The sequence below is a fragment of the Nonomuraea sp. NPDC049758 genome, assembly GCF_040674635.1.
In the GTDB taxonomy this organism is placed as follows: domain Bacteria; phylum Actinomycetota; class Actinomycetes; order Streptosporangiales; family Streptosporangiaceae; genus Nonomuraea.
The window spans coordinates 28,969-42,953 of the sequence record NZ_JBFAMZ010000022.1 but is presented as its reverse complement, the minus strand read 5'-3'; the positions used below and the strand labels follow the sequence as shown (position 1 = coordinate 42,953).

Sequence of the window (13,985 nt, the reverse complement as noted above, 5' to 3'; positions counted from 1 at the left end):
CTGCCACCACGATCCTGTTCATCACGATCCCGTTCACGACGACTTGGGCAGCGACACGGCATGGACCGCCTCGCACGCCCCGATGCTGGCGAGGAGCTGGGCCACGCCGGGGGACAGGCCGGCGAGCTGACGGGGCCGCTGGGCCGCGGCCCGGCGCTCCACGTCCCGCAGCCGTGACAGCGTGGGCTTGGGCGACTTCGACGGCGTGGCACTGGGCGACGCGCCCGGCGAGGCGGGCGCGGAGACAGCCGGCGACGAGACGGGCGGCGAGGCGGGCGGCGGGCCGCCCGCGGGCAGGTATTTGCGCAGCTCCGCCAGATGCGCCTGGTGCCGGGCGCGGAAGGGCTCCAGGGCGTCGGCGCCGCCCGCGATCAGCGCCGAGTAGAGGGCGACCGTGCGCTCCTTGTCGGCGACCACCTGCCGCAGCAGGACGGTCTCGGGCGAGTCGGGCGCCGGGGTCGCGGGCCCGGCGGGACCCGAGGCGCTGCAGGCCGTCAGGGCGGCCGCTCCGCCCGCCAGCACGGCTCGCCTGGAGAGGTGACGCGGGCGCACGGGCTTGGACCTCCGGTGACTACGGACCCGGTGACGAGGGACCCCAGTGACCGGGGCGCCGACGGCGACGGCTCCAGGTGACTGCGGACGCAGATAGCATCGTACGGGCTGGTGCCCGGGAACGCCGTCAGGCGACGCTCCGCCACTCGACCACGACGAGTGGCGCTCTCTTCGTGCCTCCGTACAGATAGGGTGTCAACTGTCGTCGCTGGCTGCGCAGCCAGACGGCGGAGAGCCAGTGGCGAGGTCCGCCCGGCTGAGACATGACAATAGGGGAGGTCGATATGGGCAGCGCATCATCCCGCGACCACCTGATGAAGCTCCTGGAGCCTGTGGTCGGCGCGGAGGGCCTCGATCTGGAGGACGTCACCGTCACCCAGGCGGGCAAGAGGCGGTTGCTGCGCGTGATCGTCGATCGCGACGGCGGCGTGAGCCTCGACGACATCGCCGACGTGAGCCAGGCCGTCTCCACGGCGCTCGACGAGGACGACGTGATGGGGCAGGCCGCCTACACCCTTGAGGTCTCCTCTCCGGGCGTCGACCGCCCGCTCACCGAGCCGCGCCACTGGCGCCGTGCCGCCAAGCGGCTGGTGAAGGCCGAGATGAGAGACGGCACCGTGATGGAGGGCCGCGTTCTGGCGGCGGACGAGAGCGGCGTCGACCTCGACGTCGACGGCTCCGCCCGCCGGCTCGATTACCAGGACCTGACCCGAGGCCGGGTGCAGGTGGAGTTCCGCCGGATCGACGACACCGACGACGTCGACGGCGACGAAGGCTAAGGGGGAAGCCTCGTGGACATCGACATGAGCGTCCTGCGCAGCCTGGAGCGGGAGAAGGACATCTCCTTCGACCTGGTCGTCAAGGCGATCGAGGACGCGCTGCTGATCGCCTACTTCCGCACCGAGGGCGCGGCGCCCAAGGCGCGCGCCCAGCTCGACCGCGGCAGCGGCCACGTCACGATCTGGGCGGCCGAGCTCGACGACGAGGGCGACGTCGTCAGGGAGTTCGACGACACTCCGGGCAACTTCAGTCGGATCGCCGCGACCACCGCCAAGCAGGTCATCCTGCAGCAGCTCCGCGACGCCGAGGACGAGATCAACTTCGGCGAGTTCGCCAGCCGCGAGGGCGAGCTGGTCTCGGGCGTGATCCAGCAGGGCAAGGACCCGCGCGTGGTGCTGGTCGACCTCGGCAAGATCGAGGCCGTGCTGCCGCACGCCGAGCAGGTCCCGGGCGAGGACTACGTGCACGGCGAGCGCATCCGCGCCTACGTGGTGCAGGTGAAGAAGGGCCACAAGGGGCCGTCGGTGACGCTGTCGCGCACCCACCCCGGCCTGGTCAAGAAGCTCTTCGCGCTGGAGGTGCCCGAGATCGCCGACGGCACCGTGGAGATCACCGCGGTGGCCCGCGAGGCCGGCCACCGCACGAAGATCGCGGTCCGGTCACGCAAGCCGGGCGTCAACGCCAAGGGCGCCTGCATCGGCCCGATGGGCTCGCGCGTCCGCAGCGTGATGGCCGAGCTGCACGGCGAGAAGATCGACATCATCGACTGGTCCGAGGATCCGGGCGAGTTCGTCGGGAATGCGCTGTCGCCGTCCCGTGTTTCCCATGTCGAGGTTCTCGATCTCGAAGGACGGGTCGCACGGGTGACGGTCCCCGACTACCAGCTTTCGCTGGCCATCGGCAAGGAAGGGCAGAACGCCCGGCTTGCCGCACGGCTCACCGGATGGCGTATTGACATCCGGCCTGACACACAAGCCGAGGATGCCGCCGGTTCCGTAGATGCGTCAACACGGTAAGCTGGAATATGGTGGCCACGCGGCCCCACAGCGCACCTGTGTGGGCTGCAGGGTTCGCACGGCTAAGTCCGAGCTGCTCCGCCTGGTGCGGATCGAGGACCATCTGGTCCCTGATCTGCGAGGACGGCTTTCTGGCCGCGGTGCATCGCTGCATCCGTCCTTGAGCTGTCTGGAGCTCGCCGAGCGTCGCCGAGCGTTCCCGCGCGCGTTCCGCGTGACGGGGCCGCTTGACGTCTCGCGTGTGCGGGCACACCTGGAGGAGGAATCACGAAATGTCATGTAGGACGCCGAGTTGATGGGCGGAGTCAGATTGCTATGAGCGCCTGATGAGCACGCGGCGATGAAGACGTCAAGTTAACGACGGTCCGGACGGCACAGCCAGCCTCCCGGGCCGAGTAAGGGAGTGCAGTGGCGAAGGTCCGGGTATACGAGCTCGCTAAGGAGTTCGGCGTAGAGAGCAAGGTCGTCATGGCCAAGCTCCAAGAGATGGGGGAGTTCGTCCGTTCGGCGTCCTCGACCATCGAAGCGCCGGTGGTCCGCAGGCTCACAGAAGCTCTGGGCGCATCGAAGGGTGGGCCCTCCAGGGGCGGCGGTTCGTCGTCCAACAGGCCGCAGCCGCCCAAGGCTGCGCCCCGTCCGGCAGAACACCAGGCCGGCAACGGCGCCGCGGAGGCGCCGACCCCTACTCCTCCGCGTCCGGGTCCGGCTCCGCGGCCAGGCCCGCGTCCCGGCCCCGCGGGTCCCGCGGGCGGCGCGCAGCCGCGTCCGCCGGTGCCGATGCCCCACCAGCCGCAGCAGCAGCCCGAGGCTGCGCGCGGCGAGACCTCCGGGGCTCCGCAGGCCCGCTTCGAGAGCGCGGCCGGTTCCGGCGCGCCCACCCGTCCGACTCCGGGGCCGCGTCCGGGTCCCGCCGCCCGTCCGGGTCCCAAGCCCGGTCCGGCGCCTCGTCCCGGGCAGCCTTCCGGCGGCGGCGGTCAGCAGCAGGCTCCGCGTCCGGGTGCGCCCGCAGGCGGCGGCCCGCGTCCTGGTCCCGGTCCCAAGCCGGGTCCGCGTGGCCCGCGTCCGGGTAACAACCCGTTCTCGTCCAACGCCAGCGGCATGGGCCAGTCGCGTCCGCCGCGTCCCGGCGGCAACCGCGACGGCGGTGGCCCCGGCCAGCGCGAGCGTCGTGACGGTCCGCCGCGTGACGGCGCGATGCCGCGTCCGCCGCGTCCCGGTGGCGGCGGCGAGGCCGGTCCGCGTCCCGCGGGTCCGCGTCCCGGTCCGCCCGGTGCGGCCGGTCCGCGTCCGGGTCCCGGCGCCGGTGGTCCGCGTCCCGGTGGGCCGCGTCCCAACCCGATGATGATGCCGCAGGGTCGTCCTGCCGGTCCGGGCGGTGGCCCGCGTCCCGGTGGCGGCGGCGGTGGCGGTCGTCCCGGCGGCGGTGGCGGCGGTGGCCGTCCCGGCGGTGGCGGCGGTCGTCCCGGTGGCGGCGGCGGCTTCGCCGGTCGTCCCGGTGGCGGCGGCGCCGGTCCCCGTACCGGCACCGGTGGTCCCGGTGGCGGCGGCGGCGGCTTCGGCGGTCGTCCGGGTGGCGGCGGCCGTGGTCGCGGCGGTGGCACGGCGGGCGCGTTCGGGCGTCCCGGCGGCCGTCCCGCGCGTGGTCGTAAGAGCAAGCGTCAGAGGCGCCAGGAGTTCGACAACATGTCGGCGCCGGCGATCGGCGGTGTGCAGGTCGCTCGCGGCAACGGCGCGACGATCCGCCTGCCGCGCGGCGCGTCGCTGTCCGACTTCGCCGACCGCATCGGCGCGAACCCCGCCTCGCTCGTGCAGATCATGCTGCACCTCGGCGAGATGGTGACCGCGACCCAGTCGGTCAACGAGGACGCGCTGCAGCTGCTCGGCCAGGAGCTGGACTACAACATCCAGGTCGTCAGCCCGGAGGAGGAGGACCGCGAGATCCTCGAGGCCTTCGACATCGAGTTCGGCGAGGACGAGGGCGACGAGGGCGACCTTGCCGCGCGTCCGCCGGTCGTGACCGTCATGGGTCACGTCGACCACGGTAAGACCAAGCTGCTCGACGCCATCCGCAAGACCAACGTGGTGGCGCGCGAGGCCGGTGGCATCACCCAGCACATCGGTGCCTACCAGGTCCCCGCGACGCACGAGGGCGAAGACCGGAAGGTCACCTTCATCGACACCCCGGGTCACGAGGCGTTCACCGCCATGCGTGCCCGAGGCGCCAAGTCCACCGACATCGCGGTGCTGGTGGTCGCGGCCGACGACGGTGTGAAGCCGCAGACGATCGAGGCGCTCAACCACGCCCAGGCGGCCGACGTGCCGGTCGTGGTCGCGGTGAACAAGGTCGACAAGGAGGGTGCCGACCCCAACAAGGTCCGCGCCCAGCTCACCGAGTACGGCCTGGTCGCCGAGGAGTACGGCGGCTCGACCCTGTTCGTCGACATCTCGGCGAAGAACGGCACGGGCATCGACAACCTCCTCGAGGCGATCCTGCTCACCGCCGACGCCGAGCTCGACCTGCGGGCCAACCCGACGATGGACGCCCAGGGCATCGCGATCGAGGCGCACCTCGACAAGGGCCGCGGCCCCGTCGCGACCGTCCTGGTCCAGCGCGGCACGCTGCGCGTGGGCGACTCGATCGTGTGTGGCGAGGCCTTCGGCCGCGTCCGCGCGATGCTCGACGACAACGGCGACCCGGTCGAGGAGGCCACGCCGTCCCGTCCGGTCCTGGTCATGGGTCTGACGGCCGTGCCGAGCGCCGGTGACAACTTCATCGTCGTCACCGACGACCGGATGGCCCGCCAGATCGCCCAGCAGCGCGCGGCGCGCAAGCGCAGCGCCGACATGGCGAAGTCGAGCCGTCGCCGCACCCTCGAAGAGCTGTTCAGCGACCTTGAGAAGGGTCGCGTCGACGAGCTCAAGCTCATCATCAAGGGTGACGTGTCCGGTTCGGTGGAGGCCCTGGAAGACGCCCTGCTCAAGATCGACGTCGGCGACGAGGTCAGGCTCCGTGTCCTGCACCGCGCGGTCGGCGCCATCACCGAGTACGACGTCAACCTGGCCGTCGCCGACGACAACGCGGTCATCATCGGCTTCAACGTCCGCCCCGAGCCTCGGGCGCGCGACCTGGCCGAGCGCGAGGGCGTCGACATCCGCTACTACTCGGTCATCTACCAGGCGATCGAGGAGATCGAGGCGGCGCTCAAGGGCATGCTCAAGCCCGAGTTCGAAGAGGTCCAGATGGGCACCGCAGAAGTCCGCGAGGTCTTCAAGGTGCCGAAGATCGGCAACGTCGCCGGTTCGCTGGTCCGCTCCGGCACGATCGTCCGCAACAGCAAGGCCAGGGTGATCCGCGATGGCGTCGTCATCGCCGACAACCTGACCGTCTCGTCCCTGCGTCGCTTCAAGGATGACGCCACCGAGGTCCGCGAGGGCTTCGAGTGCGGTATCGGTGTCGGTTACAACGACATCCGGATCGACGACACGATCGAGACGTTCGAGATGCGGGAGAAGCCGCGGGTCTGACCCGCGGCCGGGCGCCCGGCGGAACCTCCGCCGGGCGCCTCTCGCACGCCCGGGCCCCCTTCCCACCGCAGCGGGCCGGTCGTGCTTCCACCCCACCAGGCCAAGCGGTGGTTTCACACGATGTATGTGGGTGCTCTGACCCTGGACATCCTGCTCGGCGACGTGCGTTCGCTGAAGCAGAAGCGCTCTGTCGTCCGGCCTCTGATCGCCGAGCTGCAGCGACGTTACCCGTCCATTGCGGTGGCCGAGACCGGTCATCTTGACCTGCATCGCAGGTGCGAGGTGGGCGTCGCGGTGATCTCCGCCTCCGCGGGTAACTGCAAAGAGGTGATGGACGCCTGCGAGCGGATGGTGGCCTTCCGCCCCGAGATCGAGTTGCTGTCAGCCAGACAGCGCCTCTACAACGACGAAGATTGAACGACAGCACGGCCAGGTCGTGCGTGAGGGGGAGCGAACATGGTGGATGCCGCACGAGCGAGCAAGCTCGCCGACCGCATCCAGCAGATCGTCGCCGAGATGCTGGAGCGCCGGATCAAGGACCCGCGCCTGGGCTTCGTCACCGTGACCGACACACGGATCACGGCTGACCTGCGTGACGCGACGGTGTTCTACACGGTGTTCGGCTCCGACGCGGAGCGGTCCGACACCGCGGCCGCCCTGGAGAGTGCCAAGGGCATCATCCGCGCCGAGGTGGGCCGCCAGACCGGCGTGCGCTTCACCCCGACGCTGACGTTCCGGCACGACCCACTGCCCGACAGCGCCCGTCAGCTCGACGACCTGATCAACGCCGCCAGGGCGCGGGACGCCGAGGTGGCGCGCCGGGCCGAGGGCGCGGTCTACGCCGGAGACGCCGACCCCTACAAGAAGCCCGATGAGGGTGAGGACGACCAGGCGTGACGTCGCACGTGCGCGCCCGAGCCGAGCAGCCCTCCCAGGAGGCCACGGACATCCCCGAGGCCGCCTGGGAGCGCGCGGTCCAGCTCATCGGCCAGGTCGACGAGGTCGCCCTGGCCTGTCACGTGTCGCCCGACGGCGACGCGCTCGGCTCGATGCTGGCCGTCGGTTACGTGCTGCGCTCGATCGGCAAGCGGGTCGTGGCCTCCTTCGGTGACCAGTACTTCGCGGTCCCGCGGATCCTGCGGTTCCTGCCGGGGCAGGAGATGTTGTGCCCGCCGGCCGACTATCCCGAGGCCCCGGCGTTGATGATCACCTTCGACTCCTCCACGTTCGAGCGGCTGGGCCTGCTCAGCCCCAACGCGGCCAGGGCGGAGGAGGTCATCGTGATCGACCATCACCCGTCCAACGCCGGGTTCGGCACGCACAGCCTCATCGACCCGCGGGCGGCGGCCACGGCCATGCTGGCCGAGCAGCTCATCTACCGGCTCGGCGGCAGCCTCGACCGGGACATCGCCACCTGCCTGTACACCGGCCTGGTGACCGACACGGGCTCCTTCCGCTACGCCTCGACCACGCCGGCCGTGCACCGGATGGCGTCCCGGCTGGTGGCCACGGGCCTGCACACCGACGAGATCGCCCGCGAGCTGTGGGACCGCTCGCCGTTCGGCTACCTCAAGGTGCTGGCCAGGGCGCTCGACCGGGTGCAGCTGGAGGGCTCGATGGTCTGGACGTACGTGCCGCGGGTCGACCGGGCCGCGTACGGGCTGCCGTACTCGGAGATCGAGGGCATGATCGACATCGTCCGCCGTACCGACGAGGCCGAGATCGCGGTCGTGCTCAAGGAGGACGACCACGGCGACTGGCAGGTGTCGACCAGGTCCAAGGGCGGGGTCGACGTGGCGGCCGTGTGCGCCGCGCTGGGCGGCGGCGGGCATCACAACGCGGCCGGGTTCACCTCCTACGACAGCGTGGAGGAGACCATGGCCAAGTTCAGACGAGAGCTGGGGAAGGCTGGATGGCCGAGAGCGGTCTGATCATCGTCGACAAGCCGGGCGAGTGGACCTCGCACGACGTGGTGGCCAAGATGCGGCGCATCGCGGGCACCCGCCGCGTCGGGCACGCCGGCACGCTCGACCCGATGGCCACGGGCGTGCTGGTGATCGGGGTGGAGAAGGCGACCCGGCTGCTCGGGCACCTGGCGCTGACCGAGAAGGTCTACGAGGCCACGATCCGGCTGGGCGTGTCCACCAACACCGACGACGCCGAGGGCGAGACCGTGGCCACGGCGTCGGCGGCGGAGGTGGGCGCGGCCGAGGTGCACAAGGGCGTCGAGGCGCTCACCGGGGCCATCATGCAGGTGCCGCCGCAGGTCAGCGCCATCAAGGTCAACGGGCAGCGGGCGTACAAGATGGCCCGCGCGGGCGAGGAGGTCGCGCTCGCGGCCCGGCCCGTCACCGTGTACGGCTTCGACGTGCTCGACATCAGGGCCGCCGGCGACGTCGTGGACGTCGACGCGGTCGTCACCTGCTCCAGCGGCACCTACATCCGGGCCCTGGCCCGCGACCTGGGGGCCGCGCTCGGCGTCGGCGGCCACCTGACGAGCCTGCGCCGGACCCGGGTCGGCCCCTACGACCTGTCGCTGGCCCGCAGCATCGACCAGCTCGCCGAGGAGTGCGTGGTGCTGCCCATCGGCGAGGCGGTGTCGGCGGCGTTCCCGCGCCGGGACGTGACCGCCGAGGAGGCGCGCGTGATCGGCCACGGCGGCCGGCTGCCCGCGGCCGGGCTCGGGGCCGGGCCGATCGGCGTGTTCGGACCGGCGGGCGAGCTGCTGGCGCTGGTGGAGGAGCAGGGCCGGATCGCCAAGCCCCTGGCCGTGTTCGCGGGCTGAGCCGCGGCCCTCCGCCCGTCAGGCGGGTTCGCGGGCTGAGCCGCGGCCCTCGCTCGTCAGGCGGGTTTGCGGGCGACCAGGATGTCGCGGACGATCGCCTGGTCGACCCAGTGCTCGAAGTCGGGGTAGTCCATGACCTCCAGGCCCGCGCCGGTGAGGATCGCGGCCAGCTCGGCGCTCTTGCCGCCGTAGGTGTTCCAGGAGATGCCCATCGCGCCGCCGGGGCGCAGCAGCTCGGCCCAGACCGGCACGGCCTGCCGCAGCAGCTCCAGCGGGCTGCGGGACAGGCCGCCGCCGCCCTTGCTGCCGTGCTGGACGCCGTAGGGGGCGTCGGTCACGACGACGTCGAACGTGCGGGGCTTGAAGAACTCGCGGCTCTTGAGCGTGTCGGCGTTGACCACGGCGAGCTGCTGCACGTCGCCCGCCTTGACGGCCTCCTTCGACAGCCCGAACGTGACGTTGAGCCGCCGCCCCACCAGCGCCCGCGCCCGCCGCACCGGCACGGTCTCGGCGGTGTGCTTGAGCCGCTTGTTGCGCAGCCAGGTCTTGATGAACGTCGTGTACGCCTCGAAGTCCTTGCCGTCGACGTCGAGGCCGTAGGCGTCGTAACCGTACATGAGGGCCTGGTTGAGGGTGGTGCCGCGGCCGCACATCGGGTCGAACACCGACAACCTGCCGGACATGGGCCGGTCGGAGGCGAGCACGGTGACGTTGAGCAGCAGCTTGGTGAAGTGCTCGTTGGTCTTGCCGGCGTATTTCTGGATGGTCAGCAGGTCGCTGCTCAGCCGGTCGAGGGGGCGCATGGCCAGCGGGCGCAGCAGGTCGCCCTCGACGCCGAAGACCGCGTAGACGGAGGACAGGTTGGACAGCAGCGCGACGTCGGACTCGGAGAGCGGCTCGGCGGTCTCGAACGTGATGTACGGGACGCCGCCGATGGTGGTCTCCGCGCTGTCCAGCACGGTGTTCTCGATGGCGTGGTCGCTGAAGACGGCCAGCTCGCCCCTGGTCAGACGTGGGGAGCTCTCGCCGTAGACCCGGTTGAAGGCGGGCAGGATCAGGAGCGCGTATCGAGGCATGATGGCTCATCCTACTTGCGGGAATACCGCGCTCCGCCCCTCGATTGGAGCTGAGCGGGAGGTGCATGGCAGGCTTGTGTCGGATTGATCTGCCACGAACGAATGGGGCCTAGCGTGCGGGGTTCGAGAAGGTCTGTGGTGACCATCGGCGTGTACGACGGGGTCCATCGCGGGCATCGCAAGGTGATCGAGCGGACGGTCGAGCTGGCCCGTGAGCGGGGGGCGCGCAGCGTGGCGGTCACGTTCGAGCCGCATCCCGACGAGGTGGTGCGGCCGGGCACCCGGCGGGCGCGGCTGACCACGCTCAAACGGCGCGCCGAGCTGCTGGCCGAGCTGGGCATCGACGACGTCGAGGTGGTGGAGTTCACCCTCGACCTGTCCAGGACGAGCCCCGACGACTTCGCCCAGGGCGTGCTGAGCGAGCGTCTCGGGGCGGCGGTGGTCGTGGTGGGTGCGGACTTCACGTTCGGGCACCACGCCGCCGGCGACGTCGAGACGCTGCGCACGCTGGGCGACAAGTACGACTTCGAGGTCGAGGTGGTGCCCCTGCTCGACGGCGTCTCCTCGTCCTCCGCGCGCGAGCTGATCGTCGCCGGTGACGTCGAGGGGGCCGCGGCCGAGCTGGGCCGTCCCCATCGGGTGGAGGGCGTGGTGGTGCGCGGCTACCAGCGCGGGCGGCAGCTCGGCTTCCCGACGGCCAACGTCGAGACGCCGCAGCAGACGGCCATCCCCGCCGACGGGGTCTACGCGGGCTGGCTGGAGTGCGTCCCGGTGGCCAACCTGCCCGCGCCGTACGAGGGCGAGCGGTGGCCGGCGGCGATCTCGGTGGGCACGAACCCGACGTTCGAGGGCGTGCCGCGTATCGTGGAGGCGTACGCGCTCGACCGCGACGACCTGGAGCTCTACGGGGTGCACGTGGCGGTGGAGTTCGCCGCCCGGCTGAGGGGCAACACCCGTTTCGAGTCGATCGAGGCGCTGATCGACCAGATCCACGCCGACGTCGACGCCGCCCGCCGCATCACGTCGTGACACCGGCCGCGGCGGGTCCGGAACGTTCGCGGGCGCGAAACGCTTGACTCCGATGGTAACCTTGCATGTCGGCTCTGTAACGGTGGCGCTGCTGCGCTGCCCATGACGGCCTTCGCGCGGCGACTGTAGGCACGCACGGTCGTTCGCACTCTCATCTCATTCGCGCGTGTCCGTAGATCGAAGGAGAGCCGTGTCCCTCGACACCGCTGCCAAGAAGACCATCATCAGTGAGTACGCGACGGCCGAAGGCGACACCGGTTCGCCCGAGGTGCAGATCGCGCTGCTCAGCAAGCGCATCAGCGAGCTCACCGAGCACCTGAAGACGCACAAGCACGACCACCACAGCCGTCGTGGCCTGCTTCTGCTCGTCGGTCGCCGGCGTCGTCTGCTGAAGTACCTGCAGAAGGTCGACATCCAGCGTTACCGTTCGCTCATCGAGCGACTCGGTCTGCGCCGATAGCATGAAAGGGAGCGGCGCCCGGCGCCGCTCCCTTCTCATATGGCTCCGCCCATGTGGGTAGGAGCACACACGACCGGCGCGTCGTGGCGGCGAGCCGCCGCGCCGTCGGCGTACAACTGAATATCCGAGACACACAGCCCCCGCGTCCGATTCAGCACCATGCGACCCGCGACGCCTGCGGGCCGGTCCTCGGTAGTGGCTTCCGGTAAGAACGACCGGGCGCTTCGATCGAAGACCGGCGCTGCACCTTCTATGGGGGACACGCTGATGGATCGCCGCCACCGTGCCACCGGGCACGACGGATGGGCGGCCGTCTGACGAGCGGGTCCGTTCATAGGCACGAGGGTGCCGGTGAGAAAAGAGGGCGCGGGTGACCGACCACAAGGAGGTCCCCCGTGGAGGGTGTCCACACCGCTGAAGCCGTCATTGACAACGGCTCTTTCGGCACGCGCACGGTCCGGTTCGAGACCGGCCGTCTCGCGCGCCAGGCGGCGGGTTCCGCCGTCGCCTATCTCGACAACGACACGATGGTGCTCTCGGCCACCACCGCGTCCAAGGCTCCCAAGGAGAACTTCGACTTCTTCCCGCTCACGGTCGACGTCGAGGAGCGCATGTACGCCGCGGGCCGCATCCCCGGCTCGTTCTTCCGCCGTGAGGGTCGTCCGTCCGAGGACGCGATCCTGACCTGCCGCCTGATCGACCGGCCGCTGCGCCCGTCGTTCGTCAAGGGCCTGCGCAACGAGATCCAGGTCGTCGCCACGGTCATGGCGCTCAACCCCGACCACCTCTACGACGTGGTCGCCATCAACGCCGCCTCGCTGTCCACGCAGCTCGCCGGGCTGCCGTTCTCCGGCCCGATCGGCGGCGTGCGGGTCGCGCTGATCGAGGGCCAGTGGGTGGCCTTCCCGACGCACCCCGAGCTGGAGCGGGCCACGTTCGACATGGTCGTGGCGGGCCGCCTGCTCGACGACGGCGACGTCGCGATCATGATGGTCGAGGCCGAGTCCACCAAGGACACGCTCAAGCTGGTCGCCGACGGCGCGGTCGCGCCGACCGAGGAGACCGTCGCGCAGGGCCTTGAGGCCGCCAAGCCGTTCATCAAGGTGCTGTGCGAGGCGCAGTCCCGCATCGCGCAGGTCGCCGCCAAGGAGACCGCCGAGTACCCGGTCTTCCTCGACTACCAGGACGACGTCTACAACGCGGTCGAGGCCGCGATCAAGACCGAGCTGGCCGCCGCGCTGACCATCGCCGGCAAGCAGGAGCGCGAGACCGAGCTCGACAAGGTCAAGGCGCTGGCCGCCGAGCGGCTGCTGCCCGAGTTCGAGGGCCGCGAGAAGGAGATCTCCGCCGCGTTCCGCTCGGTGATGAAGAAGCTCATGCGCGAGCGGGTCGTCAAGGAGGGCGTCCGCATCGACGGCCGCGGCACCAAGGACATCCGCGCCCTGTCGGCCGAGGTCCACGTGGTGCCCCGGGTGCACGGCTCGGCCCTGTTCGAGCGCGGTGAGACCCAGATCCTGGGCATCACCACGCTGAACATGCTGCGCATGGAGCAGAACATCGACACGCTCAACCCCGAGCGGACCAAGCGCTACATGCACAACTACAACTTCCCGCCGTACTCCACCGGTGAGACGGGCCGCGTGGGCTCGCCCAAGCGCCGCGAGATCGGTCACGGCGCGCTGGCCGAGCGGGCGCTCATCCCGGTGCTGCCCTCGCGCGAGGAGTTCCCGTACGCCATCCGCCAGGTCTCCGAGGCCCTCGGCTCCAACGGCTCCACCTCGATGGGCTCGGTCTGCGCGTCCACGATGGCGCTGCTGGACGCCGGTGTGCCGCTCAGGGAGATGGTCGCCGGCATCGCGATGGGCCTGATCAGCGAGGGCGGCAGCTACGTCACGCTGACCGACATCCTCGGCGCCGAGGACGCCATGGGCGACATGGACTTCAAGGTCGCCGGCACCAAGGACGTCATCACCGCCCTGCAGCTCGACACCAAGCTCGACGGCATCCCCGCCTCCGTGCTGGCCGCCGCGCTGAAGCAGGCCAAGGGCGCCCGCCTGGCGATCCTCGACGTGATGCAGGAGGCGATCGACTCCCCGGCGGAGATGAACCCGACCGCGCCGCGCATCATCACGATCAAGGTCCCGGTCGACAAGATCGGCGAGGTCATCGGCCCGAAGGGCAAGATGATCAACCAGATCCAGGACGACACGGGCGCCGAGATCACCATCGAGGACGACGGCACGATCTACATCGGCGCCACCGACGGGCCCTCCGCCGAGGCGGCCCGTTCGGCGATCAACGGCATCGCGAACCCGCACATGCCCGAGGTCGGCGAGCGTTACCTGGGCACGGTCGTCAAGATCGCGGCCTTCGGCGCGTTCGTCTCGCTCATGCCCGGCAAGGACGGCCTGCTGCACGTCTCCCAGATCCGCAAGCTGCACGGCGGCAAGCGCATCGAGAACGTCGAGGACGTCATGGGCGTCGGCGAGAAGATCCAGGTCGAGATCGCCGAGATCGACGGCCGGGGCAAGCTCTCCCTCGTGCCCGTCGAGGTCATCGAGAAGGAGGCCGCCGAGAAGGAGGCCAAGGGTGCGGCCGGCGCCGAGGACGGCGAGGCTCCCGCGCCCGAGGCCGACTCCGCCGCCGCCGAGGACAAGCCGGAGCGGCCCCGCCGCACCCGGACCCGCGTGCGCACCAGCCGCCCCAACGAGGGCGACGACCGCAACTCGTGACCGGGCAACCACAGTTCTCGGCACCCCCGA

Annotated in this window: 13 protein-coding genes; 11 read left to right on the top strand and 2 right to left on the bottom strand. The window is 70.8% G+C overall.

The window, feature by feature from the left end:
• Positions 1–33 precede the first annotated feature (33 nt).
• Positions 34–552 (bottom strand): hypothetical protein, encoded by a 519-nt coding sequence (locus AB0J46_RS41250; RefSeq protein ID WP_364340307.1) that lies wholly within the window; start codon positions 550–552, stop codon positions 34–36.
• Between the two features lie 284 nt (positions 553–836).
• Here AB0J46_RS41250 and rimP point away from each other — a divergent pair, with 284 nt between their 5' ends.
• The 8 genes from rimP to truB all read left to right on the top strand — a co-directional run bounded on the left by rimP (position 837) and on the right by truB (position 8,658).
• A complete protein-coding gene (rimP, locus tag AB0J46_RS41245; RefSeq protein ID WP_364340305.1) occupies positions 837–1,331 on the top strand; it encodes a ribosome maturation factor RimP in 495 nt (164 codons plus the stop codon).
• 12 nt (positions 1,332–1,343) lie between these two features.
• The gene (gene nusA / locus AB0J46_RS41240; protein WP_364340303.1) at positions 1,344–2,348 is read left to right on the top strand and encodes a transcription termination factor NusA; all 1,005 of its coding nucleotides are present in this window, start codon (positions 1,344–1,346) and stop codon (positions 2,346–2,348) included.
• The gene (locus tag AB0J46_RS41235; protein WP_364340301.1) at positions 2,332–2,631 is read left to right on the top strand and encodes a YlxR family protein; all 300 of its coding nucleotides are present in this window, start codon (positions 2,332–2,334) and stop codon (positions 2,629–2,631) included. Before nusA ends, AB0J46_RS41235 begins: the two co-directional genes overlap by 17 nt.
• A gap of 125 nt (positions 2,632–2,756) precedes the next feature.
• Positions 2,757–5,873 carry a translation initiation factor IF-2 gene (gene infB / locus AB0J46_RS41230; protein ID WP_364340299.1) on the top strand — a complete coding sequence of 1,039 codons (3,117 nt, stop codon included), beginning with the start codon at positions 2,757–2,759 and terminating at the stop codon, positions 5,871–5,873.
• A 120-nt stretch (positions 5,874–5,993) separates the two neighbouring features.
• Positions 5,994–6,290, top strand: coding sequence for a DUF503 domain-containing protein (locus AB0J46_RS41225; RefSeq protein ID WP_352320823.1), 297 nt, complete (start codon positions 5,994–5,996; stop codon positions 6,288–6,290).
• Between the two features lie 39 nt (positions 6,291–6,329).
• Positions 6,330–6,770, top strand: coding sequence for a 30S ribosome-binding factor RbfA (gene rbfA / locus AB0J46_RS41220; RefSeq protein WP_364340296.1), 441 nt, complete (start codon positions 6,330–6,332; stop codon positions 6,768–6,770).
• Complete coding sequence (locus AB0J46_RS41215) at positions 6,767–7,804, top strand: bifunctional oligoribonuclease/PAP phosphatase NrnA (protein ID WP_364340294.1); 1,038 nt, start codon at positions 6,767–6,769, stop codon at positions 7,802–7,804. The genes rbfA and AB0J46_RS41215 overlap by 4 nt, the downstream gene beginning before the upstream one ends.
• Positions 7,786–8,658, top strand: coding sequence for a tRNA pseudouridine(55) synthase TruB (truB, locus tag AB0J46_RS41210; RefSeq protein ID WP_364340291.1), 873 nt, complete (start codon positions 7,786–7,788; stop codon positions 8,656–8,658). Before AB0J46_RS41215 ends, truB begins: the two co-directional genes overlap by 19 nt.
• 56 nt (positions 8,659–8,714) lie before the next feature.
• Here truB and AB0J46_RS41205 read toward each other — a convergent pair whose 3' ends face one another.
• Positions 8,715–9,734, bottom strand: coding sequence for an SAM-dependent methyltransferase (locus tag AB0J46_RS41205; RefSeq protein ID WP_364340289.1), 1,020 nt, complete (start codon positions 9,732–9,734; stop codon positions 8,715–8,717).
• A gap of 102 nt (positions 9,735–9,836) precedes the next feature.
• On the opposite strand from AB0J46_RS41205, the gene AB0J46_RS41200 reads away from it, so the two are divergent.
• From AB0J46_RS41200 to AB0J46_RS41190, 3 genes are all read left to right on the top strand, one after another.
• Positions 9,837–10,763: a bifunctional riboflavin kinase/FAD synthetase gene (locus AB0J46_RS41200; protein ID WP_364340287.1), complete on the top strand. Its 927-nt coding sequence runs from the start codon at positions 9,837–9,839 to the stop codon at positions 10,761–10,763.
• Positions 10,764–10,953: 190 nt separating this feature from the next.
• Positions 10,954–11,223: a 30S ribosomal protein S15 gene (gene rpsO / locus AB0J46_RS41195; protein ID WP_090945762.1), complete on the top strand. Its 270-nt coding sequence runs from the start codon at positions 10,954–10,956 to the stop codon at positions 11,221–11,223.
• A gap of 395 nt (positions 11,224–11,618) precedes the next feature.
• Positions 11,619–13,955, top strand: a complete 2,337-nt coding sequence (locus tag AB0J46_RS41190) for a polyribonucleotide nucleotidyltransferase (RefSeq protein WP_364340285.1) — start codon at positions 11,619–11,621, stop codon at positions 13,953–13,955.
• Positions 13,956–13,985: the final 30 nt, after the last annotated feature.